This window comes from Leadbettera azotonutricia ZAS-9 (genome assembly GCF_000214355.1).
Taxonomy (GTDB): Bacteria; Spirochaetota; Spirochaetia; order Treponematales; family Breznakiellaceae; genus Leadbettera; species Leadbettera azotonutricia.
Genome location: NC_015577.1, coordinates 2,522,638 through 2,545,013, shown reverse-complemented (window position 1 = coordinate 2,545,013; position 22,376 = coordinate 2,522,638). Strand labels below are relative to the sequence as shown.

The following is a 22,376-nucleotide window of genomic DNA, read 5'->3' as shown; positions in this document are numbered from 1 at the left end:
GTTCATGGATTTTAGAATTCCGCTTGTCCTACAGCCCTGGGATAAGGGATCACGTCCCGTATGTTGGCCATGCCTGTAACATATTGAATAAGCCTCTCGAAACCGAGGCCGAAGCCCGAATGGGGAATGGAGCCGTAACGGCGGAGATCGAGATACCAGGAATAATCCTCTGCCTTCATGCCAAGTTCCGCCATGCGGGCGGCAAGCCTGCCAAGGTTCTCTTCCCTTTCCGATCCGCCTATGATCTCCCCAAGCCGGGGAACCAGCACGTCCATGGCCCTCACAGTTTTACTGTCACTGTTCTGCTTCATGTAGAACGCTTTGATTTCCCTGGGGTAATCGGTAACAATAACCGGACCGTTTGCAATTTTCTCGGTGAGGAATTTTTCATGCTCGCTCTGGAGATCGCAGCCCCAGTAGGGTTTGAATTCGAAAAGGTCCGCTTTTGCGGCAATGGCTTTTTCAAGCTCTTTTACTGCATCGGTATAGGTCATGTGGGTGAATTTGGAAGCGACAACAGAGGAGAGGGTTTCGATAATCCCCTTTTCAATGTGGGAATCAAAAAATGCCAAATCCTCAGAGCAATCCTTTAACACAGTGGTAAAGAGAGCTTTGAGGAAATCCTCGGCCAGGGCCATATTGTCTTCGATGTGGGCAAAGGCAACTTCGGGTTCTACCATCCAGAATTCCGCAAGGTGCCGGGTGGTGTTGGAATTTTCTGCCCTGAAGGTAGGGCCGAAGGTATAGACCCGTGAGAGGGCGGCGGCATAGGTCTCGGCTTCGAGCTGGCCAGAAACAGTAAGGCCGCTCCGTTTGCCAAAAAAGTCCTTTGCATAGTCGGGGGCCTTCCCGGACTTTGCCAGGGCTTCCAAATCCAGGGTCGTAACCTGGAACATCGCCCCCGCGCCTTCCGCGTCGCTGGCAGTGATAATAGGTGTGTGGACATACTGAAAACCCCGGGCCTGGAAAAATTCATGAATAGCAAAAGCCAGACGGTTCCTCACCCTGGCGACTGCGCCAAAGGTGTTTGTCCTTGCCCTCAGGTGGGCAATCTCCCGCAAAAATTCCAGGGAGTGCCGTTTCTTTTGAAGGGGGTAGGGAGGGGTGTCGGGAAGGCTGCCCTCGCCGGGTACAGCCTCTGCCGGAGCTTCGCCGATTACGGTGATGGACTCGGCAGCCGCTTCCACCGCCTGCCCTGAGGCAGGGGAGGGGACGAGCTTCCCCTTGATTTCTACAGCTGCCCCGGTGTTGAGTTTTTCCAGGGCAGCTTCTGTTTCTTTTGTGAAACCGGAGCTTCCCCGATCAAAGGTGCATTGGATGCCCTGAAAACAGGAGCCATCGTTGACTTCCACGAATATCAGGTTCTTCATCTCCCGCTTGGTCCTGACCCAGCCCCGAACCAGAAGGTCCCGGCCGTCAGGGGGAGCGGCAAGCAGTTCCTTGATCAGGGGAAACATGAGCATCAGCCCCCGAATTTCTCGGTAGCAAGAGCCATTCCGCCCAGCACCATGAGGTGGGCGCCAATGCTCCTGAGGAAATCCACAAAGTTTTTCCCGTCAAAGAGGGGGATGATGTCTATAAGGATAATGAAAACTAACCAAACGATCATGAGGATGATGAGGAGGAGTTCGGTAATCGCAACTTCGATGCCAAAAAGGCGCAACAGAATGAAGGCCGCTGCGGCAATGGCGGCGATTGCCAGGACAACTATCAGTATTTCACGAAGATTGCCGCGTTTGAAGATCCCTTCTACCGCCTGGCGAATTTCTCCGCCTGCAATGTTTTTCCAACTTCTCCCGGCGAGGCCGATGATTCCCGTGGCCAGAAGGTAGAGTGCTGTTGCGATGTTCAGCACAAAAACGCCGATACTTTTGTTCATATTTTCCCCTATAAAATGGCTGAATTTTCCGGTAAACCGGAACCATTTCTTTAATTATATACGTTTCGGGCAGAAATAGTAAACTAGGGATATGCTTAAGTTATAATGATAAATATTTAATATCGTAACAAAATCTTTGCCGAAAACCACTGTTTTATGTTATATTGGATATATGAAATTCCTGCTCCATGCCTGCTGCGCCCCCTGCTCTGTCCAATGCGTCCAGGCTTTTAAGGAAGAGGGCCTGACCCCGGACCTCTTTTGGTATAACCCCAATATCCATCCTTATACGGAATACCGTTCCCGCCGGGATACCCTTTCCCGCTTTGCCATGGAGGAAGGCTTAAATCTTTTTGAAGAAGATGAATATGGCCTCCGCCTTTTTTTGGCAGGCCTCTATTGTGGCGGCGATGGCGCGTCAAACCATCCCTGGGAAAGCCCCGCCCGCTGCGTGTTTTGCTATAAATTGAGGCTCGGGAAGGCTGCCGCATATGCTGCTGCCAATGGTTATGATGCTTTTTCCACCACCCTCCTTATCAGCCCCTATCAGAACCATGATCTCATTAAAGAAAACGGCGAAAAATTTGCCGCCCAGTACCGCCTGGAATTCATCTACCGCGATTTCCGCCCCCGTTTTCGTGAGGGCCAGAGGCTGGCAAGGGAACGGGAGTATTATATGCAGAAATACTGCGGCTGTGTTTTTAGCGAAGAAGAACGGTACGCAAAAAACTGATGCTAACCGATGCCCATTGCCATCCCTTTGATCTCAGGGAGCAGATGCCCAATGCAGAAGAAGCCAGACGCGCGCGCAATGCCGCCTGTGCCGCAAGTTCATGGAATCTCCGGCAGTTTGAATTCCACGAGGGCTTGGCCCAAAATGCCAAAGCTGATAATGCCCCGCCTCTGGTGCTTTGCTATGCAGTGCATCCCCAGCTTCCCGCTTCGGTTTTAAATTTGGATGAATATTATTCTACCTTGGAAGAGCTGGCAGCTTCTGGCAGATTGGAGGCAGTAGGGGAGGCAGGTTTTGATCTTTTTGATGAAACTTACAAAACGACAGAAAAGATACAGGACGAAATTTTTGCTGTCCATCTTGAAGCGGCGATGAAACACCATCTGCCCATGGTTGTCCATGGGCGCAAAGCCATGCATAAAATCTTTCCCTTTTCGAAAGAGCTCAAGAAACTTCCCTCGGTGATTTTCCATTCCTGGCCGGGGACTTTGGTTGAAGGGGAGTCCTTGCTGCATAGGGGTGTGAATGTCTTTTTCTCATTCGGGGCAGCCATTGTCAATAACCACCATGAGGCCCAAAGGTGCTGTGCCAGCCTTCCCCTGGATCGCCTCCTTGTTGAAACCGATGCCCCCTATCAACCCTTGCGTGGGAAAGATTTCTCATCCTGGGAAGATCTGCCTGCAATTATTCAAAAAGCAGCAAAACTGCGGAATGATGCTGGCAGCCCTGGCAAGTCCGCGGATGAATTGGAAGAAATAATAGAAAAGAATTTCAGGAGAGCCTTCCAATTCCATGATTAAACTGAGCCGCCCCCTTATACTGTTGATCCTCATCTTCGCCCTGGCGACCGCAGCCCTCACCATTATTTTCTGGCCGTTCATCAAACAGCTTGGCGATCCCGTTTACAGGGAAAGCTTCAGCGCATGGGTCAAGGAATTGGGCATAACCGGCGTGGCAGTGCTTCTGGGTCTGCAAATACTTCAAATAATTGTGGCGGTGATCCCCGGAGGCCCTGTGGAACTTATAGCGGGCGCAGCTTACGGTGCATTTTGCGGCCTCGCAATATGCGCTGCAGGCTGCGTCATTGCTTCATCTTTAGTGTTCCTGGTGGTGAAGAAATTCGGCCTTCCCCTGGTGGTGAAATTTTTCGGTGAGGAGAACATCAAGTCCTGGAAGTTTCTGCAGAATTCCAAAAGAACTGCCCGGGTAGTGTTCGTCATTTTTTTGATCCCCGGAACCCCAAAGGATATGCTCACATGGTTCGCTCCCTTGAGCGGCCTGAGTCTCAAAGCCTTTGTGGCGATTTCAGTTTTTGCGAGGCTCCCCGCCATCTTAAGCACCACCATCATGGGGGATTCCATGATACAGGGGAATTGGGTTATGTTTTTAGTGATTTTTATTATTATTGCTTTGGCTGGTTTTTTTGCCATGTGGTTCAAAGACAAAATAGTGAAGAAGATTTCCAGGGATAATTCACCAAGGGGGAGTATATGAAAAAAGCCCTGACCATTGCAGGTTCGGACTGTTCGGGAGGCGCGGGCATACAGGCGGATTTAAAAACTTTTTCGGCCCATGGGGTGTTCGGCATGAGCGTGATCGTGGCGGTGGTAGCCGAAAATACAAGCCGCGTCATAGACGTGGAAAATGTACGCCCCGATATGGTAGCCAAGCAAATCGATGCCATCTACGAGGACATAGGCACTGACGCCGTCAAAATCGGCATGCTTTCCACAGAGACCCTGATGTGCACGGTAGCCCAGAAACTTGCTGAATACAAACCCGCCAATGTGGTCATAGACCCTGTGATGTACGCGAAGAACGGCGCTCCCCTGATGGATCCTGATGCTACAGACGCACTCATAAAATACATAGTTCCCCTGGCCGATCTCCTTACCCCCAATATCCCGGAAGCTGAAAAAATCGCAGGCATTAAAATCCAAAACGAAAAAGACATGGAAAAGGCAGCGGAGCTGATCCTCAAAATGGGCTGTTCCCAGGTACTTATCAAAGGGGGGCACTCCGAAGGGGCTGCGGTGGATATACTCTTTGACGGCAAAGAATTCCGCCGCTTTGCCTCCCCCCGTATCGCAACCAAAAACACCCACGGCACAGGCTGCACCCTTTCGTCGGCAATTGCCTCAAACCTGGCTCTTGGTTTTTCCATGGCAGAGGCTGTCGAAAGGGCGAAGTGTTACGTTACCGTTGCCATTGAACATTCACTGGCTATAGGGAAGGGGCATGGGCCTACAAATCACTTTTACGAGCTGTATCTGCACGGGCTCAAAACCTAAAACTCCACTCCAACATAGGGCGTGGCAGTAAAGACGCGGTCTTCCCGGTATCGGGAATAATTGCGGTTAAAAAATATGCCCCCTGCAAAGGCGATGTCGCCGTTCAGCCTGAGACGTGATTCCAGGGTTCTTCAGGCTTAACCATAACAGCCTGTACTAAAAGCTGAATCGCTGTTGCAAATATGAATACGAGCCATGAGAATTTAAAGCCGATAAGAAACCCGAGGAGAATAAAGATACCGGCGGCCATTATCCAGATCGCGCCGGAAATCATGCCAAAACGGGCGGCCGTAACAGGATCGTTCCATATCTTGCTTTGAGTTTTTATCATTTCTTCACGTTGTCTTTTAACCCATTCTTTGCTGCGATCTTTTTCGGAGAGTACAAGGAAGGTGAAGATACCGGCACTTGGAAGTACGAAGGCTATGAGAACGCCCAGGGCGCCTATTAAGCCTCTTTCTGAACCGGCTGCTCCTGCATACCACAAGGCCCGTTTTTTGGACATAGGATAATGGGAAGATGTTTCCTGGGTAACTCCCAAAAAGGTAAAACCTGTAACCGAAATGGTGATAAAGAAAAGCAGAATTCCCAATACGCGGATAAGCCTGATGTCGCCTTCATGGGCTTCGGCAAGGGTGGTAAAGTTGGCAATGGAAAAATAGGCTATGGCCGCTACGATAAGGCCGAACAATAATACTGCGCTTTAGGCTTATCTCGTCGGCCAGGGCGGATATATCGCCTAATTCACCGCTTGCTTTTTCAAAAGCTTCATCCTCGCCGGAACCTTTTTTTATAAGGCTTGCGATGCGTTCGTCAAGATTGCCCTGGAGTTATTCCATAAAATCGTTAAGCTGTGCAGTCGCCTCATAATCCCTGAACAGCGACGCTATGTATTCTTTCATATTCATGATTCCCCCTTTACCTGATCTCCATAAGGTCCGCTAAAATTTTTTGGGTAAATTCCCAATTCGCCATGTTTTGCCGGTAAACCGCCCTGCCCCTGGCGGTGAGGTGGTAATACCGCCGCCTGGCCCCCTGGGTTTCGTCCCCCCAGTAGGAGCTGATGCACCTATCCTGTTCCAGCCTTTTGTAGCTGGAGTAGAGGGTAGTCTCCTTTAATTCATATTGCTCGCCGGTACGTTCAAGAATCGTATTGTAGATTTCAAAGCCGTAGGCATCGCCCTTGTGCAGTATCCCCAATACAATGGTGTCCGTATGGCCCCTCAGTAAGTCCGAAGAAAGTTTCGGCCCTGTTGCCGATTCCATGCCTTATATGCCTCCCCAATATATTCATCTGTCATATATAATTGTATATCAAAGTACTACGACTACCAAGTATATTTTGAAAAAAAATAAAAAATCTGCGATAAGCCGGGATATTTTTTGGAATAAGCGACTGGCACCTCCGGGCGGCAGCTAAACTGACCCGCTACAGGCAGGAGGAAGAATTTAACCACGAAGTTTAGGGCGAGCTTGCTGGTTCTTCCACCGGTTCAACTTCTGTAGGCAGTTCCTTGTACTTGAGTTCCTTGAGGGGAAGGCTTTCGATGTATTTGTCCAGTATGTCCTGTTCGTTGTCCTGAAAGGATAAAAATTCCATGGAGACAATGCGTCCCGTGCGGGCAAGACGGCAGACCGGGGAGAGAATGACGCTGCCCGCCCTGAGGGAGCATTCGGTAAGCTCTGTGTTGAGGTTGACGTCCTTCATCAGATTGGCATGGTCGGGCAGGAAAGAAAGGCCCCCTGATGAAATGGTTTTGACTTCGCCGGTAATGAGGATTTGATCCCTGGGATTTGCGAAAATAAAGTTGAAGCGCTGCCAGTTTTCCGCATGGTAACGGCGGGTGCGGCGTTTTTCATCTACCGGCATATAGCGGCTCAGTATGCCCTGGAGGCGGTCCACTTCGGAGGAGTTGTCCAGGGTTTCGGATACGATGCCGCTTACGCCGAGGAAGAAGGCTTTGGATGTTTCTTCCAGGGGGAAGTTGTCGCCCTTCAATATGATGATGGGGCAGGCGTCTTTGGGCCTTTCGCTCCGCACAAACTGGACCATGGTTTTCCAATGCCTGGGAAAGTCCCTTGCGGAAATGATGATGCCTGCGGGGTCTGTTTCATCTATATTGTCCATGGCCTTGAGCACATGGTGGTAGCGTATGAGTTCAAAGCCCAGAGGTTTTACATAGAGGGAGATAAGGTTGTAGGTATCGTCAGAACCAAGCACCAGTAGCAGCTTCATAAGGCCCCTTATTGTGTTCCCAGGTTCACTACCGAGTAGTCCACGATAGTCCAGATATCATTGCTGCGGCGCAGATAATAGGTGTACCGTTTCTTTTCAGTATAGGTTCCTACCTTGAAATATTCCAGTACCGTGACGGTTCCTTCTTCCTGGCCGTAGACAGTGCGCTCAATCGTGAAGTCCTTGGGGATGGTGGCGATATCGCCGTCCACGGTTTCGGACTGGAGTTCCGTGCGGTATCGGGCCAGCATGCGCTGGCGGCCTTCTTCGCCTTCCGCAAGCCACTGGCGGCGGCGGGGGGCGCTGTGGGAGAGCATGGCTTCAAGATCGAGATAAAGGAAGAACTTTTCCCACTGTTCCTTTTGCCGGGCAGTGAGGAGATAGCTTACCACCTCGTCGGGGGGGAGCCTCTCCCTTGCCAGGACGGCGTTGGTTTCAACATCCAGGGCAAGGGGCACGCCATCCGGGCCTGGTATGAGGGGCGGCCGTATATTGAGGGTCAGGCGGTTGGATGCCAGGGGCTGTGAATCGCCGGAAACAGCGCTCGGGTAGTAGAGTTCGGGGTAGATGCGGGCCTGCACCACGTAGGAGCCTGCCTTGTTGAGGAGGGCAAAATCCCTGATGTCCTCCACAAAGGAGAAGGATTCGCCCGCTTCAACGGAAATTTCCCTGAAATAGACCTGCTGGCTCTGGCTCCGCTTCCGTACCAGGATGTCGGCGGCTTCCACAGGGCGGTTTGTGGTGGTTTTCACGTCAAAATCAACTGAAAACACCCGCTCGTCCGCCAGTTTGAACCTGAAGGTTCCGGGGCTATTGTTGGTGAGGGTAACCTGCACCAATATGGGCCCGGTTTCAAGATAGTAAATCCGCTTGTCAAAGTACCGGATGTTTATCCCGATTGCCGCAGGGGGCTGTTCTGCAGCCTGCACCGCCACAAGCCCTGCAAAGAGCAGCGCCAAAAGTATTGCCAAGTTATGCAGTTTCAGTTTCATTCCAAGCCTATTCCTTATCACCCTTTTCCTCTTATATACTATATTAATCGGTACTTTAGCATGAATACCTTATCCTTTCCTGCATTGCAAAAACGAATAACGGCTTCAGGCCCGGCTGCCCACATACTCAAGTTGTGCAGGGAGGGGAAATTCCCTCTTGAGATCGACGCCTGCGAGGGGGCTTTTACTGCCCTCCTCCTGGCCCTTCTCTGCAAAGCCCAAAAGGGGATCTGCCTGGCGGTGGTCTCCTCGGAAGTGGAGGCGGGCCTTCTTGCGCGGGATCTTGAAACCGCGGGCGCCCAGGCAGCCATTCTGCCCTGGTGGGGAACCATGCCTTATAGGGAGATGTCCCCTTTGTCCGCGGTTTTTGGGGAACGCATGGGCATCCTGTCGGCACTGGTCTCCAATTCACCGGGCATACTCATTGTGCCTGAGCGGGCCTTTTTGACTCCCCTACCTCCTCCCGAATACATCAAAAGCCTCCTCCTCAGCTTAAAGCCCGGAGGGGCTATCGACACTACGGTCCTGGCTGAAAAGCTCTCGGACTATGGCTATACCCGTGTGCCCCGTGTGCAGGTTCATGGCGAATTTGCCCTTAGGGGCGAGGTGCTGGATATACTCATGGGCGGGGACGAGGAAGCCTACCGCGTGCTTTTCGATTTTGACAAGGTCGAGTCCATCAAGCGATTCAACCCGGTGGATCAAAGCGGGCAGGAAAAGGTGAACGAGCTCATCATACGGCCCCTCAAAGAAGTGGTTTGGACTGATGATCGCATTGAGGTCTTGAGCAAAAACCTTGAAGCCCTGGCATTTCAGGAGGGCGACAAAGGCCAATGGTTCCTTGAGGAACTTATGGCGCGGAAGAGCGTCCCTGGGGAGGAGATGTTTTTCCCCCTGGCTTTTGCGCAGCCTGCCTCTCTTGTGGACTATCTTGCGCCGGAAGCCTTCTGCTTTTTCCTGGACAGGGAGCGGCTTGAAGGGGCCCAGGAAATTTATGATCGGGAATACAAGAGCCTCTATGCCCATGCCCGGCGTGTCCCCATCAAAGAAATGCCCCTTGCCAAATGCCTCCCGCCGCCTGAAAGGATACTTTTGAATTTTAAAGAAGAATCCAAACGCTGCCCTCGGCGCGTTTCCTTTATGACCCTCAAAGGGGGAGGGGAGGCCGGAGCAGCACGGGTCACCGCGGCCTGCGATCCGCCCCGCAGTTTCTTTGGCAATGTGGATTATTTAAAGGAAGAATTTGCCGCCCTGGTAAAACAAGGCTGGGATCTTGTGGTTGCCGCAGAGTCCGATGTGCAGGCAGCCCGCATTTCGGAATTGCTTAAGGATGAAAAAGCTTCGGTCATCGCGGCGCCTCTTTCGGCAGGCTTTGCCCTGCCTGACATCAAGTTCATGCTCGTCCAGGAGAACGAAATTTTCGGCAGGAGGCGGAGGCAGCCCAAGTCCCTCAAGACAGTGCGCAGCGCCGCTATCGATACCTTCGTGGAACTCAATCCCGGCGACTATGTGGTCCATGTGAATTACGGCATCGGCCTTTTTAAGGGGATAGAGCGCGTCAAGGCAATGGGCCATGAGCGGGATTATATCAAGGTTGAATACCTGGGGGATGAAACAGTTTTTGTCCCCATTGAACAGGTCAATCTGGTTCAGCGTTATATAGGCAATGAAGGTTCCCCGCCCAGGCTGGATATGCTGGGCTCCAAAAGCTGGGAGAACCGCAAGGGCCGGGTCAAGAAGTCGGTGGAGGATATTGCCGAACGTCTTCTCGTGCTCTATTCAAAACGCAAGCAGGCCATGGGCTACGCGTACCCCCGGGACTCTGAATGGCAGACCATGTTCGAGGCGAGCTTTCCTTTTGAAGAAACCGAGGATCAGCTCCGCTGCGTGGAGGAGATCAAAACCGACATGGAAAGCCCCCACCCCATGGACCGGCTGGTCTGCGGCGATGTGGGTTACGGCAAAACCGAAGTGGCGGTGCGGGCCTGCTTCAAAGCCATCATGGGGGGGAAGCAGGTAGCATTCCTCGCGCCTACCACCATCCTTGCGGAACAGCATTTTGAAAATTTCCAGGAACGGTTTTCTAAATTCCCTGTGCGCCTTGCAATGCTTTCCCGGTTTGTGGAACCCAGGCAGGTTCGCAAAACCCTGGAAGGCATAAAAAACGGCGAAGTGGATCTCCTCATTGGCACTCACCGTATAATTCAAAAAGACGTGAATTTCAAAAACCTCGGGTTTATGGTGATAGACGAGGAACAGCGTTTCGGCGTCAAGGACAAGGAGCGGCTCAAGGAGCTTAAAACCAATGTCGACTGCCTCACTCTGAGCGCCACGCCGATCCCCCGTACCCTTCACATGAGCCTCCTCAAAATCCGGGATATGAGCTTGCTTGCGACACCGCCGCAAAACCGCCACCCCATTGAGACTGTCATCGAAGAATGGGACGAGGAGAAAGTGGCGGCCGCCATACGCCGTGAAGCCGAGCGGGGAGGGCAGGTGTTTTTTCTGCACAACAGGGTGGAAAGCCTCAACGAGACGAGGATCAAAATTGAAAAGCTTGTGCCCGAGATGCTTGTGGAAACCGCCCACGGCCAGATGGACGCCCAGGAACTTGAGGACGTGATGCACCGCTTTATCCACGGCGGTTTCCATGTGCTGGTGTCCACCACGATTATCGAGAACGGCATAGACATCCCCAATGTGAATACCATCATCATCGACAGGGCCGATATGTACGGCGTTTCCCAGCTTTACCAGCTCCGGGGCAGGGTGGGCCGCTCGGATCGCGTAGCCTATGCCTACCTTTTCTACCCGAAGGATAAAGCCCTTAGTGAAGTTGCCATGAAGCGGCTCCAGGTGATTTCCGATTTTACCGAATTGGGCTCGGGCTTCAAGATCGCAATGAAGGATATGGAAATACGGGGGGCCGGGAACCTTCTTGGCAGGGAACAGTCCGGGGATATTTATTCTGTCGGTTTTGATCTCTACCTCCGCCTTCTGGATGAAGCAGTGCGGCGCCTTGAAGATTCTTCTTTTGAAGAAGAAACAGAAACGCTGCTGGAGCTTGAGTATTCGGGATTTATCCCCGATTCCTATATAGACGGAGCCCAGGAAAAAATGGAAGTCTACAAGAAGATTGCTTCCATCAGGACCAAGGAGGAACTCGAGCGGGTTTATGCTGAACTCCTCGACCGTTTCGGTCCCCTGCCGGACGAAGCTGCTTCGCTCCTTTCGCTTGCGGAGATACGCATCATTTGCAGGGAATTATCCGTGGCGTCCCTGAAGGACAGGAGCGGCATGGTAAAGGCCGAATTCTCCAAGGTTTCAAAGGTGAAAGCGGACAGGCTGGTGCGGCTTATAAAGGAATCGGGCGGCAAGGTGAAGCTTGACCCCAAGCAGCCTAATGTGATTGTTTTTGCGGCAGGGAATATAGGCCTTAAAGAAAAGAGCGAATTCATTCGAGAAAAACTGGCGGCTCTGGTTTAGAAAGCCGCGAATTTTGAACTGCGCCCATCTCTGCTTTTTTTAATTAAAAACTGCAGAGATAAGCGCAGTTAAAGGAGACTTTAAAAATGCCTGTTAAAGCAGTGGTATTTGATTACGGCAAGGTTATTTCCTTTGCCCCTGATCACGGGGTGATGGACGAGATTGCGGCCATGGCCGGGGTTAAACGCGAAATCCTGGAGCCGGTTGTCTGGAAAATGCGGGGCGAATACGACAGGGGGACTTGTTCGGGCCCCCAGTATTACGGGAAGGTTTTGCAAAGCCTCGGGGTTAATGCGGACGAGACGACGCTTAATAAAATCAACGAAATCGACATGCACAGCTGGAAGCGCATCAATCCCGGCACGTTGAAACTCATGGAGGATCTGAAAAAGGCGGGATACAAAATAGCAATACTCTCCAATATGCCCTATGACTTTCTTTCATGGGCAAGGGAAGCTATTCCTGTATTCAGCCTTCCCCATGTGGGGATTTTTTCCTGCGAAGTAAAAGCCATAAAGCCCGAGGAGGCAATTTACCGCAAGCTCCTTTCGGAGCTGGGGTGCAAGAGCGGCGAAACAGTTTTCTTTGACGATATACTTGTGAATGTTGAAAAAGCAAAGGAGCTTAAAATTAATGCCTTTTTATGGCAGAATCCGGAAATAGCCAAAATCCAGCTGGCAGGACTGGGTGTAACAGTTTAGGGGGTATTGATGATTAGAACAATTTTGGTATTTGCCGCGACAGGTTTCATCATGATTTGTTTTATCCCATTCGGTATAGTGGCTTTTATCCTGAGCCTTGTGGGGCTTCGCAAGCCCATGTCCTGGGTGATCTACAAAATAGCCCAGCTTTGGGCTTATTGGATCATTGCCCTCACAGGCTGCGAAATCACTGTATCCGGCAGGGAAAACATCCCCAGGAAAGGCGGGGTCTGCTTTGTGAGCAATCATGTCGGCATCTTCGATATCATGCTTGCCCTTGCCTATATAGGGCGGCCCTTTGGTTTTATAGCCAAGAAAGAACTTATCCTTATCCCCTTTATTGATATGTGGATCTTTTTGCTGGGCGGGCTTTTTATTGATAGGAAACAGCCCCGCAAAGCGCTAAAAACCATCAATGAAGGAATAAAGCGGCTCAAAAACGGGGCCAATATGCTCGTTTTCCCCGAAGGCCACCGTTCAAGGGGAAAAGGGCTTCAGCCTTTCCGTCCGGGGGCTTTTAAGCTTGCCACATCCTCGGGGGTTTCCATTGTTCCCATGGCCATTGCGGGGAGCTATGAAGTGTTCGAAGAAAAAGGCAGGGTCAGGCCTGTTCCGGTGCATATTGTTTTTAATGAACCCATTGCCACTGAGGGCATGCCCCACGCCGAAAGAAAAACCATTTTGGCTGATCAGGTGCACAAAGTTATTGAAGCAGCTCTTGAATCCACGCTTTACAGGGGATCAGAACAGAAAGATTAAGCCTGGGTACAGCCCATTTCCCGAGAGGCTTTAAGGCTGATTTCCTTGAGGAAGCGGACGATAGCCTCTGTTTTTTCCTTGTCCAACCGGGTAATTGGCGCGGAAACACTGATCCCCGCCACAACCTGGTTTTGGAAGTTTTTTACCGGCACCGCAATGCACTTCACCCCGACTTCACATTCTTCGTTATCAAACGCATAGCCTGCTTTTCGTATCCAGGTAATTTCTTTTTTAAGGGCTTCAAGCGTAGTTATGGTATGGGCGGTATATTTTTGAAGCCCACGTTTTTTTTCAAGCTCCCCAAGCTGGGCCTCTGAATAATTGAGTAAATGGAGTTTCCCCACTCCTGTGGCATGCATAGGTGCAATATGCCCGATCCGGTGCAGGGTCTGGAGCATACGCCCCGGCCCCTCTTCGGTAGCAATATAGAGCATCTGCATGTCTTTTTCGATGCAGAGGGAAGCGGATTCATTAAAGGTATGGGCCGCCTGTTTAACGTATTTGGTAAGGGAACTCTGGAAGGGAAAGTTTTCCTGGGTTCGCAACCCCAGATCGGCCAATTTCAGGGTAAGGTAATAGCAGGAAGTAGCGGGATCCTGCTCCATATAGTCAAAATCAATAAAGGTATTAAGGAAACGCAGCAGGGTACTCTGGGGCATTTTGAGGCTTTTGGCAATATCCTGAAGCCGGGCCGGGGTTTGAATCTTGGTCATGCCCTCCAGAATTTGCAGGGCCTTGCGAAGAGACTGGTTCTTTTTGATACCCTCACTGGTTTGTTTTGATTTTGTTTTATCCATTAGAGGATATTCTATATGTTTTTCCTGTTTTTAGCAATTGTTACAGCCATAGCTATAGCATCAAGAAGGCTTTCCTCGTTGGCTTCGTTTTTGCCGGCCTTGTCAAAGGCAGTACCATGATCCACGGAAGTCCTGATGATGGGAAGGCCGATAGTGGTATTAATACCGCTGACCTGGGAAAAGCGCCCCGTAACAGGATCCATTTTAAATCCGTAAAGCTTCAGGGGGATATGGCTCTGGTCATGGTACATGGCTACAACTATATCGAAAGCTCCTCCCAGAGTTTTTACAAAAACCGTATCCGGAGGCACAGGGCCTGTAACATCAAGGCCTTCTTCTTTGGCTTTCTTAATTGCAGGAATAATGCTTTCCTCTTCCTTTCTCCCAAAAAGTCCGTTTTCGGAAGCGTGGGCATTAAGGCCCGCCACCGCAATCCGGGGCCTTTCTTTACCCATCATTTTTAAAGCTTCGTCTGCAAGGCGTATCACCCTGAGAACGCGTTTCTCGGTGATCAGATCACAGGCCTGGCGCATGGAAACATGGGTGGTAACGTGAATTACATTGAGACCCGTACTGCCCCCGGCGCTGAGGAGCATGCCGTAATCTTCAGTGTTGGTATAATGGGCAAGAATTTCCGTGTGTCCTGCAAAGTCATGACCCGCAAGGTGTATTGCTTCCTTGTTGATGGGATTAGTAACAATAGCTGCGATTTCACCTTTCAGGGCAAGATCGATCCCTTTAATTACATATTGAAAGGCAGCTTCTCCTGATTTTTTACCCAGAGCCCCAAAAGCATAGTCGCCCTTTTGGATAATAATACCGCATGGGTAATAATCCACTGTGCCTGGTTTGCTCTGAGTCCCATTTATTGATGAAATTTTATTAAGTGTAAATGTTATATTTGTTACTTTTAGTGCATCTTCGATTACCGGAGTGTCCCCAATAAGCACAGGAATGCACTTATCGTAAATATCATTATGAGAAAGGGCTTTAATGGCAATTTCAAGCCCTATGCCTGTGGGATCTCCCAGGGTAATGCCTATATAAGGTCTTGGATTATTGCTGTTTACCATAAATTACCATCCTTGTCAAAAGAACATGCCTCGGGAGGGGAGAGAATTTCAAGATGAGGATTTTTTTCCGCTTCTTCTTTCATCCCTTCGGAGATCCAAATTTCGTGGGTATGAACGCGGTCGGCAACACGGACAATGCGGGGCTGCTGTTTATCGATACCGTTACAGGTTCTTACCGCAAGCTGGATAGCCTCGCGGTCAGTGTCCAGAATTAAGGGTATGCGCACAAAGTCCAGCACCGTGCAGGTAATTGCATTGATGTACGTGGCTTCGTAATCAATTTTGTTAAAGAGGCGTCTTGTGATGGTGTGGGTAGCCCCGATGCCGAAGGCAGCTCCATGGGTTGCAGTAGTCAGATCAAGGATGACCGTACGCTGAGCCTTGATGCCCCCGGTGATATGGGGGGAACAGGGGCTTGCCCCGGTTATATTGGGATCCATACCATCACCGGAAATATCTTTACCTATGCGGTCTACCACGAGTACGTCAGTTGAATCAAACTGGATAATGGGCAGGTGGGACCTGGCCTCTTCGAGCAGGATGGGTTCCTGTGCTTCGAATTCTTCAGGTTCGAGGGCCGTTATTTTGCAGGTTTCGTAATAGGCATTTTCCATGATCCCCAGACCCAGGGCTATGGGGGCATTTTTAAGTATGCAGCGGGCAAAGAGGGGTACCATGTGATGCATGTGACCAAAACCCTTTTCGTGGCAAATATCGGCACCTTCCCTTTTTCCGAGACCTATGGTCATCATCTTCATGAGACCGCTTTCGTAAGTTCCCCTGAAATCCGTATGGGGTTTTATTCTGCCCGACACGATAATAGCATCGGCCTCCGCAGCATTGCGGTCTATGCGCACCTCGTGGCCTTCTTCGCTTTTTCCTATGACCACGGTTTCCATGGATGAGACAATGGGGCAGCCCACAAAGCCTTCGGTAACGCTGTAACCTTCGATGAGGGCTCTTTGGCCTTCGGCAGTAGCCCCTCCATGACTCCCCATGGCCGGAATGATAAAAAGATAGGCACCCTTCGATTTTACAAAATCCACAATATTTTTTGTGATAAGGGCAATGTTGCTGATTCCCTGGCTGCCGCAGGTAATGGCAACTTTCATACCCGGCTTAATACGAGCTGCAATACAGGGTTGGGATAATTCAGTAAAAATAGCCTCGGGGATGCGGTTTACATCGATCTTGTAAGGATCAAAAAGCTGCAAAGACAACAGTGCCATGGATATCATTGGTAATTTGCTGGGAACAGAAGGTCTCCTCAAAGCAAGCGCGGGCTGCGCCGGGTTTGCCCGGGAACTCATATCGCTGCTGCCCCTTGCCAGCAGTGAGGGTTTTGATATACGCAGCCTCATCCCAAATCTGCCACTGCTTGCAATCTCCGGAAGCCTCCACCCTGTTTCAGTTGGACAAATTGAAAAGGCTGCTTCAAGTGGTATACTCCTCGAAAAAATTTCTTCCACTAAACTTATTAATTCCTGGGCTGATACAAAGGAAGCCAAAGAATTGGTACTGAAAGTACGAACCCATTTGAAAAATGATAAATCCTGCATAGTCTGTACTAATGGGGGTCTCCCCAGGGAAAAAGCCGATGCATCTGCCGGCAAAATAGCCAGAGGCCTAGCTCAATTTGCAGCTTCAATAATGGAAGGTCAGGGCGAACTCAATGTTTCCATTTTTGGAGGCGACACCCTCCTTTCGCTCATGGATATGCTCAGCCTGGATCACCTCGTTCCCCTTACCGAGATAGAACCGGGCATAGTATTAGCCAATGCTGAAGGCAAGGGCAAAAAAGATGACATTTGTTACCAAATCAGGGGCCTTCGGCTCTGAAAACAGTCTGGTTAATATTATTTCTTATCTTGCTGCTTCAAAGGGGTAATTCTACTGCAGCAAATTCGCCAAGGGCAGGAACTTTAATATATGCAGTAAAACAAAAAACGGCTACCTACCAAAGGAGACTATTGAAACATGGTTCCGTTTAACCTTCAAAACTCCATGAACAATTTTACTGCATATATACTTAAGGGGTAACCATTTCTGCCCTTTGTGTATTTCATTTTTTAGTAACTGAGAGTTTTAACCTTGACATTTCACTAATAAAAGATATTCTTGACATATTAATTCTAAAGAGATGTAAACTACGGTCGAAATGACCCAACAGTCCGGTCCATGTGATCCACGAGCACGGAAAAAGATGATCCAGGTCTCCGGGATGAGATCCACCCCGGAGACCATTTTAAATCGCGAATTATTAAATGACACTCTTGCGTTTACGCATAGATTTTTCTCCCCGGATATTGACGGTATAAGAATTATGAACTGTCCGGTCGAGAATAGCGTCAGCAATGGGAACAGAGCCAATCTTTCCATGCCAGCCGCCTGGTTCTACCTGGCTTGTGAATATGGTGGAATTATTGGAACAGCGGGACTCAACTACTTCAAGAAGGTCCCGGCTTTCAGTTTCAGAAAGGGGGGTCAACAGCCATTTGTCCAGAATGAGCAGGTCGTTTTTTTTATAAACCTGTATTATTTTGGGAAACACCCCTTCGCCCCGCGCAACGGCAAGGTCATCCAGCAATTCAGGCAAGCGGATGTACTTCACGGAATAGAAACTACGGCCTATGGACGCAAGTCATATTTTAGGATGGTCGTTTTTGCTTGCGGATCACTTTCCGTATAGGTGGATCATTTTGGGCCGGACTGCTGGATCACTTGCGCCGGATCGGTGGGTCTAAATCGCCGTTGTTTACAAGAGAGACAAAAATGATAATTGATCTGATCGGAAATATGAGAAAGTATATTCCTCTTGTTCCAGGTCTAAAAAAGGTTGTCGAAATCCTCGAAAGCGTAACCTTAAAGGAAATAATCCCCAGAGCATACACCACCAGCGATCCTTCTGTCAGGTAAATGTAAAGTCTTATACTACAAAGATTGAAAAGGCCGATGAATATGAAATATACCGCAAAGAAATAGATGTTCAAGTCCTCTTAAAAGGTTCAGAACGAATAGAATTGATCCTGTCCGAACCTCTTAAGATTACCCTGGAATACAATGCCGATATTGATTGTGCTTTTGTTTCAGGCGAAAAGCCCATTATCTATCATGCATCGGAAAATACTTTTGCGGTCTTCTTCCCCGGTGAAGCCCATGCCCCAAACTTAAAAGATGACAACCCATCAGAAGTTTTCAAAGTGATATTTAAAATTTTAGCGTAGAGTTCTGACAAAATCAGATTGCATGTATACTTAAGGGTTACTTAAAATTCTCCCATTCCACTTTGACAATCTCCTCTACCTTGGGGGTGGAAGGGCCGTTTTTGAATTCCAGTTTGACCCATTCTCTAAGTATAGCCTTAGCCAGTTCCGTTCCGATAACCCTTTCTCCGAAACAGGCAATATTACCGTTGTTACTCAGAATGGACCTTTGAGCAGAATAAATATCGTGGCATACTGCCGCTCGTATTCCCCGGAATTTATTGGCGGCTATACACATCCCTATGCCGGTACCGCAGATAAGGATTCCCCGTTTTGTATACCCCGATGCGATAATTTTCTTACAGACCGCAGAGGCTACCAGAGGATAGGCGGTCTTGTCCTCATCATTTCTAACCCCCACATCCTCTACAGAAATATTCATTTCCTGCAGCAGTTTTATAAAGATCCTCTTCAGATTTACCGCAGCTTCATCGCAGCCTATCACTATTTCGTGCATCAATGTTCCTTCTTTACCTTGCCACTTCCAGAATCCCATCCGCCATGGCTTTCAGGATAATCTTACAGGACGTGGCCCCGGCATCATATACTCCCCTGGATCGTTCCCCTAGGCGGCTTGAGCGGCCGAACCTAGCCTCCATATCCTTGGTGGATTCCCAGCCACTGGCTGCTGCTGTCTTCATCCTCTCCAAGGCGGCAACAAGGTTCATCTTCTCTTCCGCATCCTTGTCCATGGCATCGCAGGCTGGGGCAAGGGTATCCACCAAGGTCTTGTCCCCTGGCCGGGCCTCTACGATATCATAAAGGGCCAAAAGACCTGAACGTAGCATAGCGGCAAGTTCCAAGGTTCCTATGGCGTCATAGCCTTCACCGGTTTCCGCCATTTGCATAAAAACGGTTCCGTATATAGGTCCCATAGAGCCCCCTATTTTGCTAAACAGAAGGTTTCCTAATTCATCAAGCCCTTTTGTAAAACTAACATCCTTCCCTGCAATACTATCGGCGAACAGAGTAAAACCTTTGTTCATATTCATTCCGTGATCCCCATCCCCGATAAGACCATCTACCTCGGATAGATAGTCCTTGTTATCCTGTACCGCCTTCACTATACGCAGTAATACTGTTTTTCCGTCTTTATTATAAAACATCATCCTTCCCCTGTTCCCTATGCCTGCTTCAAGCCCACACTATAACAGGGCATATCCATGAGTTCTTTCAGTTCCCCGTCCAGTTTCATCACCGTTAAGGTGGCACCCATCATCTCCAGGGAGGTAAAATAGTTCCCCACATAGGACCGATATACGGAAATACCCTTCTTGGAGATTATTTTTTCAATTTCATCATAAAGAACGTAGAGTTCCATTACTGGAGTAGCCCCTAGGCCTGAAACGAGAACCACTACCTCATCTCCAGCTGCTAAGGGATAATCGGGCAGGACTATGCCGGTCATCCGATGGGCAATTCCCTCCGCCTTTTCCAAGGGGCAGATCTCTATCCCAGGTTCACCGTGATGACCTATGCCCACCTCCATGGTTTCCGGTTTTATTTCGAAGTTGGGATGCCCCACTGCCGGTAGAGTACAGGGGGTCAACCCTATGCCTATGCTACGAGTATTATCAATGGCCTTTTGAGCCGCGACGATCACCTCATTCAGACTTGCGCCCTGGGCTGCTTTAGCACCACCAGCCTTCCACATCAATACCTCGCCCGCCACCCCCCGGCGTTTACCTGCCTGATCCTTGGGAGCGGAGGCGGCATCGTCATTAGCTACCACGGTTCTGACCTCAATACCCTCTTTGGCCGCCATCTTGACAGCCATCTTGACATTCATGTTATCCCCAGAATAGTTGCCGTAGAGGCAAGCTACCCCCTTGCCCTGGTCCGCCGCTCGAAAGGCGTCCAAAAAGGCTATCGCACTGGGACTGGTGCAGATTTCCCCTACTGCTACGGCATCACAGAGATTCTTTCCGATATAGCCGATGAAGGCGGGCTTGTGGCCGCTCCCCCCTCCGGTCACTACTCCTACATGATCCGCAGGCATATCCACTCGTTTCAGTACCCGTGGATTATCTGTAACGGCAACAATATCCCTGTGGACCTTCACAAAACCCTTGAGCATCTCATCCACAATATCATCAGGATTATTTAGTATACGTTGCATTTCAACTCCCTATTTTATAGTATATCCGCCGTCGACCAGCAGATTGTGACCAGTAATCATTGCCGCCGCATCACTACACAGGAAACCGATGATAGCGGCAATTTCTTCAGGCTCGGCAAAACGTTCTGCAGGGATTTCTTTTTTAAATGCCTCCCCCACAGGCCCATCCCATGCCTTATGCCCCAGTTCGGTCAGTACCACCGTGGGGGACACCGCGTTCACCCGGATGCCGTATTTACCCCATTCCAAAGCCAAAGTCTTGGTCATGGCAATAACGCCCCCTTTGCTGGCGCAGTAAGCCGCATGCCGGTCCAGGGCAATAACCCCCGCTTGGGAGGCCATGTTGACGATACAGCCGGGCCGCTTACTTTCGATAAGCTGTGTGCCGAAGGACTGGGCCATCATGAAACTAGCGGTAAGATTGATGGCGATGGTTTTTTCCCAATAGTCCTCGCTTAGAATTTCCGCCTTTTCCAGAGCCACAATACCGGCGCTGTTCACTAGGATATCCGCCCCCCCAAAGGCCCTTATCGCGGCCTCCATTACATGCTTCCGGTAAGACTTATCGCAGACATTACCTCTGACCCCAATATTTTCCGGTCCCAGCTTTTTCGCGACAACCTCCGCTTCGGGGCTGAGATCCGCGATAAGGAGCCGAACCCCTTTTTGCGCGAAAAATTCCGCCGTAGCCAGTCCTATTCCAGCCGCTCCTCCGGTAATAATGGCAACCTTACCTTCCAAGGAAAAATCGGCCTTTATACCGTTGTAGGATATCATAATATACCTCCTGATTAGGGAATTATTGCAACTTTCAATGAATTATCCGCACCGGAAGCCGCCATATCAAAAGCCTTTTTCCATTCGTCCAGGCAAAACTTGTGGGTAACTACTCCTGTAGTAGGCAGGGTACCATCCAGAATCCACTCAATAACCGACGGATAGCAATTAGGGCTCAAATGAGAACCTAGAAGGTCTAGTTCTTTCCGATCGCTGATGATACTCCAATCCACAGTAACCAAATCCTTAAAGACGCTGAATTCAACAAACCGTCCCAATTTACGGATCATTTCAAGGCCTTGCCCTACACTGGAAGGATGACCGCTGGCTTCAATATAGATATCACAGCCATATCCTTCAGTCATTTCCTTGATTTTTTTAACTACATTTTCCTTGCCGGGGTTTAGGATAATATCGGCTCCAAATTCCTTTGCTTTGGCAAGCCGTATTTCATTCATATCCAGCACCACAAAGGTTGCAGGATTTTGTTTTCGGATGGCCCCTACCATACCAAGTCCAAGGGTTCCGGCTCCGCTCAGTACCACAAAATCTTCACGTGAAATACTTGCCCGGTCTACACAATGCTTAGAACATCCATAGGGTTCGATTAAGAGGGCTTGTTCCAGGGGCATATTATCGGGGATCTTGTATTTTCGTCCTTCGTGAGGATAACGCATGTATTCTGCCATACCTCCATTTACATTATTTTGAAACCCGTATAGATCATGCTTCTGACACATCCAATAACGTCCAGTCCGACAGAATTTGCAGGTCCCGCAGGGGACGATCTGTTCCGAAACTACTCGGTCGCCAATTTTGAATTCCTTCTGTTCTGGTCCTATTTCTACGACCCTGCCTGCAAATTCATGGCCAGGAACCATAGGAGCCTTGATATAAGGGGGACTACCATCACCTCCCCAAAAGCTCGGAGCGCCTGCAAAAGCCTTGGTGTCTCCTGCACAAACCCCACAGCCCTCCACTTTAACAATCACGTCATCTCCCTTCGCCCGGGGGGTAGGAATTGTTTCAAGGCGATAATCCCCTGGCCCATAGGCAACCAAGGCTTTCATTTTTTCTGGAATTTGAGACATTGTTTAGTACCTCCCAATTAATAAAATACCCATATAACCCATGAAAAGAGTTATAAGCAAACTTAAATCCAAGGTAGATATTCCAAAATTTAACATTTTGGAAAAATCTAGACTAATAAAAAATCGTCTTTCAAGGACAATTTTCTAAATCCTATCTCTTAATATTAATTCCTAAGAAA

24 protein-coding genes are annotated in these 22,376 nt (G+C 49.6%); 9 read left to right on the top strand and 15 right to left on the bottom strand.

Annotated features, from left to right (window positions below):
• Positions 1 to 11 precede the first annotated feature (11 nt).
• Positions 12 to 1,457 (bottom strand): asparagine--tRNA ligase, encoded by a 1,446-nt coding sequence (gene asnS / locus TREAZ_RS11125; RefSeq protein WP_015711959.1) that lies wholly within the window; start codon positions 1,455 to 1,457, stop codon positions 12 to 14.
• A 5-nt stretch (positions 1,458 to 1,462) separates the two neighbouring features.
• The gene (locus tag TREAZ_RS11120) at positions 1,463 to 1,879 is read right to left on the bottom strand and encodes a hypothetical protein (protein WP_015711958.1); all 417 of its coding nucleotides are present in this window, start codon (positions 1,877 to 1,879) and stop codon (positions 1,463 to 1,465) included.
• Positions 1,880 to 2,051: 172 nt separating this feature from the next.
• On the opposite strand from TREAZ_RS11120, the gene TREAZ_RS11115 reads away from it, so the two are divergent.
• The 4 genes from TREAZ_RS11115 to thiD are packed head-to-tail and all read left to right on the top strand — an operon-like array spanning position 2,052 to position 4,903.
• Positions 2,052 to 2,612: an epoxyqueuosine reductase QueH gene (locus TREAZ_RS11115; protein WP_015711957.1), complete on the top strand. Its 561-nt coding sequence runs from the start codon at positions 2,052 to 2,054 to the stop codon at positions 2,610 to 2,612.
• A complete protein-coding gene (locus TREAZ_RS11110; protein ID WP_015711956.1) occupies positions 2,612 to 3,412 on the top strand; it encodes a TatD family hydrolase in 801 nt (266 codons plus the stop codon). The genes TREAZ_RS11115 and TREAZ_RS11110 overlap by 1 nt, the downstream gene beginning before the upstream one ends.
• Positions 3,405 to 4,106, top strand: a complete 702-nt coding sequence (locus tag TREAZ_RS11105; RefSeq protein ID WP_015711955.1) for a TVP38/TMEM64 family protein — start codon at positions 3,405 to 3,407, stop codon at positions 4,104 to 4,106. Before TREAZ_RS11110 ends, TREAZ_RS11105 begins: the two co-directional genes overlap by 8 nt.
• Positions 4,103 to 4,903 (top strand): bifunctional hydroxymethylpyrimidine kinase/phosphomethylpyrimidine kinase, encoded by an 801-nt coding sequence (gene thiD / locus TREAZ_RS11100; protein ID WP_015711954.1) that lies wholly within the window; start codon positions 4,103 to 4,105, stop codon positions 4,901 to 4,903. Before TREAZ_RS11105 ends, thiD begins: the two co-directional genes overlap by 4 nt.
• 103 nt (positions 4,904 to 5,006) lie before the next feature.
• Here thiD and TREAZ_RS11095 read toward each other — a convergent pair whose 3' ends face one another.
• The 4 genes from TREAZ_RS11095 to TREAZ_RS11080 form a co-directional block, all read right to left on the bottom strand.
• Positions 5,007 to 5,594: a hypothetical protein gene (locus TREAZ_RS11095; protein WP_052297677.1), complete on the bottom strand. Its 588-nt coding sequence runs from the start codon at positions 5,592 to 5,594 to the stop codon at positions 5,007 to 5,009.
• 227 nt (positions 5,595 to 5,821) lie between these two features.
• Positions 5,822 to 6,169, bottom strand: coding sequence for a PadR family transcriptional regulator (locus tag TREAZ_RS11090; RefSeq protein WP_015711953.1), 348 nt, complete (start codon positions 6,167 to 6,169; stop codon positions 5,822 to 5,824).
• 196 nt (positions 6,170 to 6,365) lie between these two features.
• A complete protein-coding gene (locus TREAZ_RS11085; protein ID WP_015711951.1) occupies positions 6,366 to 7,139 on the bottom strand; it encodes a hypothetical protein in 774 nt (257 codons plus the stop codon).
• Between the two features lie 8 nt (positions 7,140 to 7,147).
• Entirely contained in the window at positions 7,148 to 8,131 is a 984-nt protein-coding gene (locus TREAZ_RS11080) for a hypothetical protein (RefSeq protein WP_015711950.1), read from the bottom strand.
• A gap of 60 nt (positions 8,132 to 8,191) precedes the next feature.
• Here TREAZ_RS11080 and mfd point away from each other — a divergent pair, with 60 nt between their 5' ends.
• From mfd to TREAZ_RS11065, 3 genes are all read left to right on the top strand, one after another.
• On the top strand, positions 8,192 to 11,617 hold the full coding sequence (gene mfd / locus TREAZ_RS11075) for a transcription-repair coupling factor (protein ID WP_015711949.1): 3,426 nt from the start codon (positions 8,192 to 8,194) through the stop codon (positions 11,615 to 11,617).
• Between the two features lie 86 nt (positions 11,618 to 11,703).
• Positions 11,704 to 12,318 (top strand): HAD family hydrolase, encoded by a 615-nt coding sequence (locus TREAZ_RS11070; protein ID WP_015711948.1) that lies wholly within the window; start codon positions 11,704 to 11,706, stop codon positions 12,316 to 12,318.
• A 9-nt stretch (positions 12,319 to 12,327) separates the two neighbouring features.
• Entirely contained in the window at positions 12,328 to 13,077 is a 750-nt protein-coding gene (locus TREAZ_RS11065) for a lysophospholipid acyltransferase family protein (protein ID WP_015711947.1), read from the top strand.
• Here TREAZ_RS11065 and TREAZ_RS11060 read toward each other — a convergent pair.
• The 3 genes from TREAZ_RS11060 to TREAZ_RS11050 are packed head-to-tail and all read right to left on the bottom strand — an operon-like array spanning position 13,074 to position 16,176.
• Complete coding sequence (locus TREAZ_RS11060) at positions 13,074 to 13,874, bottom strand: IclR family transcriptional regulator (RefSeq protein ID WP_015711946.1); 801 nt, start codon at positions 13,872 to 13,874, stop codon at positions 13,074 to 13,076. The genes TREAZ_RS11065 and TREAZ_RS11060 overlap by 4 nt on opposite strands.
• An 11-nt stretch (positions 13,875 to 13,885) precedes the next feature.
• The gene (gene pdxA / locus TREAZ_RS11055) at positions 13,886 to 14,947 is read right to left on the bottom strand and encodes a 4-hydroxythreonine-4-phosphate dehydrogenase PdxA (RefSeq protein ID WP_015711945.1); all 1,062 of its coding nucleotides are present in this window, start codon (positions 14,945 to 14,947) and stop codon (positions 13,886 to 13,888) included.
• Positions 14,941 to 16,176, bottom strand: a complete 1,236-nt coding sequence (locus TREAZ_RS11050; protein WP_245535025.1) for a nickel pincer cofactor-dependent isomerase, group 22 — start codon at positions 16,174 to 16,176, stop codon at positions 14,941 to 14,943. Before TREAZ_RS11050 ends, pdxA begins: the two co-directional genes overlap by 7 nt.
• Here TREAZ_RS11050 and TREAZ_RS11045 point away from each other — a divergent pair.
• Positions 16,175 to 16,786, top strand: coding sequence for a nucleotide-binding domain containing protein (locus tag TREAZ_RS11045; protein WP_083820290.1), 612 nt, complete (start codon positions 16,175 to 16,177; stop codon positions 16,784 to 16,786). The two genes, TREAZ_RS11050 and TREAZ_RS11045, sit on opposite strands and share 2 nt — an antisense overlap.
• 421 nt (positions 16,787 to 17,207) lie before the next feature.
• Here the strand turns inward: TREAZ_RS11045 and TREAZ_RS11040 are convergent, their stop codons facing one another.
• The gene (locus TREAZ_RS11040; protein WP_083820289.1) at positions 17,208 to 17,579 is read right to left on the bottom strand and encodes an ATP-binding protein; all 372 of its coding nucleotides are present in this window, start codon (positions 17,577 to 17,579) and stop codon (positions 17,208 to 17,210) included.
• A 253-nt stretch (positions 17,580 to 17,832) separates the two neighbouring features.
• Between TREAZ_RS11040 and TREAZ_RS18775 the strand changes: the two genes are divergently transcribed.
• Positions 17,833 to 18,171: a NanQ anomerase/TabA/YiaL family protein gene (locus tag TREAZ_RS18775; protein ID WP_083820288.1), complete on the top strand. Its 339-nt coding sequence runs from the start codon at positions 17,833 to 17,835 to the stop codon at positions 18,169 to 18,171.
• A gap of 37 nt (positions 18,172 to 18,208) precedes the next feature.
• Here TREAZ_RS18775 and rpiB read toward each other — a convergent pair whose 3' ends face one another.
• From rpiB to TREAZ_RS11010, 5 genes are read right to left on the bottom strand one after another with little or no spacing between them, the layout of a single operon-like run.
• Positions 18,209 to 18,667, bottom strand: coding sequence for a ribose 5-phosphate isomerase B (gene rpiB / locus TREAZ_RS11030; RefSeq protein ID WP_015711940.1), 459 nt, complete (start codon positions 18,665 to 18,667; stop codon positions 18,209 to 18,211).
• Between the two features lie 13 nt (positions 18,668 to 18,680).
• Positions 18,681 to 19,319, bottom strand: coding sequence for a dihydroxyacetone kinase subunit DhaL (gene dhaL / locus TREAZ_RS11025; RefSeq protein ID WP_148257800.1), 639 nt, complete (start codon positions 19,317 to 19,319; stop codon positions 18,681 to 18,683).
• A gap of 14 nt (positions 19,320 to 19,333) precedes the next feature.
• The gene (locus tag TREAZ_RS11020; RefSeq protein ID WP_015711938.1) at positions 19,334 to 20,329 is read right to left on the bottom strand and encodes a dihydroxyacetone kinase subunit DhaK; all 996 of its coding nucleotides are present in this window, start codon (positions 20,327 to 20,329) and stop codon (positions 19,334 to 19,336) included.
• 9 nt (positions 20,330 to 20,338) lie between these two features.
• A complete protein-coding gene (locus tag TREAZ_RS11015; RefSeq protein ID WP_015711937.1) occupies positions 20,339 to 21,106 on the bottom strand; it encodes a GolD/DthD family dehydrogenase in 768 nt (255 codons plus the stop codon).
• Positions 21,107 to 21,120: 14 nt separating this feature from the next.
• Entirely contained in the window at positions 21,121 to 22,197 is a 1,077-nt protein-coding gene (locus TREAZ_RS11010) for an erythritol/L-threitol dehydrogenase (RefSeq protein WP_015711936.1), read from the bottom strand.
• Positions 22,198 to 22,376 lie beyond the last annotated feature (179 nt).

Coding starts and splice junctions, on each gene's coding strand:
- asnS (WP_015711959.1), bottom strand. CDS start 1,457: ATGTTTCCCCTGATCAAGGAACTGCTTGCCGCTCCCCCTGACGGCCGG.
- TREAZ_RS11120 (WP_015711958.1), bottom strand. CDS start 1,879: ATGAACAAAAGTATCGGCGTTTTTGTGCTGAACATCGCAACAGCACTC.
- TREAZ_RS11115 (WP_015711957.1), top strand. CDS start 2,052: ATGAAATTCCTGCTCCATGCCTGCTGCGCCCCCTGCTCTGTCCAATGC.
- TREAZ_RS11110 (WP_015711956.1), top strand. CDS start 2,612: ATGCTAACCGATGCCCATTGCCATCCCTTTGATCTCAGGGAGCAGATG.
- TREAZ_RS11105 (WP_015711955.1), top strand. CDS start 3,405: ATGATTAAACTGAGCCGCCCCCTTATACTGTTGATCCTCATCTTCGCC.
- thiD (WP_015711954.1), top strand. CDS start 4,103: ATGAAAAAAGCCCTGACCATTGCAGGTTCGGACTGTTCGGGAGGCGCG.
- TREAZ_RS11090 (WP_015711953.1), bottom strand. CDS start 6,169: ATGGAATCGGCAACAGGGCCGAAACTTTCTTCGGACTTACTGAGGGGC.
- TREAZ_RS11085 (WP_015711951.1), bottom strand. CDS start 7,139: ATGAAGCTGCTACTGGTGCTTGGTTCTGACGATACCTACAACCTTATC.
- TREAZ_RS11080 (WP_015711950.1), bottom strand. CDS start 8,131: ATGAAACTGAAACTGCATAACTTGGCAATACTTTTGGCGCTGCTCTTT.
- mfd (WP_015711949.1), top strand. CDS start 8,192: ATGAATACCTTATCCTTTCCTGCATTGCAAAAACGAATAACGGCTTCA.
- TREAZ_RS11070 (WP_015711948.1), top strand. CDS start 11,704: ATGCCTGTTAAAGCAGTGGTATTTGATTACGGCAAGGTTATTTCCTTT.
- TREAZ_RS11065 (WP_015711947.1), top strand. CDS start 12,328: ATGATTAGAACAATTTTGGTATTTGCCGCGACAGGTTTCATCATGATT.
- TREAZ_RS11060 (WP_015711946.1), bottom strand. CDS start 13,874: ATGGATAAAACAAAATCAAAACAAACCAGTGAGGGTATCAAAAAGAAC.
- pdxA (WP_015711945.1), bottom strand. CDS start 14,947: ATGGTAAACAGCAATAATCCAAGACCTTATATAGGCATTACCCTGGGA.
- TREAZ_RS11045 (WP_083820290.1), top strand. CDS start 16,175: ATGGATATCATTGGTAATTTGCTGGGAACAGAAGGTCTCCTCAAAGCA.
- TREAZ_RS11050 (WP_245535025.1), bottom strand. CDS start 16,176: ATGGCACTGTTGTCTTTGCAGCTTTTTGATCCTTACAAGATCGATGTA.
- rpiB (WP_015711940.1), bottom strand. CDS start 18,667: ATGCACGAAATAGTGATAGGCTGCGATGAAGCTGCGGTAAATCTGAAG.
- dhaL (WP_148257800.1), bottom strand. CDS start 19,319: ATGATGTTTTATAATAAAGACGGAAAAACAGTATTACTGCGTATAGTG.
- TREAZ_RS11020 (WP_015711938.1), bottom strand. CDS start 20,329: ATGCAACGTATACTAAATAATCCTGATGATATTGTGGATGAGATGCTC.
- TREAZ_RS11015 (WP_015711937.1), bottom strand. CDS start 21,106: ATGATATCCTACAACGGTATAAAGGCCGATTTTTCCTTGGAAGGTAAG.
- TREAZ_RS11010 (WP_015711936.1), bottom strand. CDS start 22,197: ATGTCTCAAATTCCAGAAAAAATGAAAGCCTTGGTTGCCTATGGGCCA.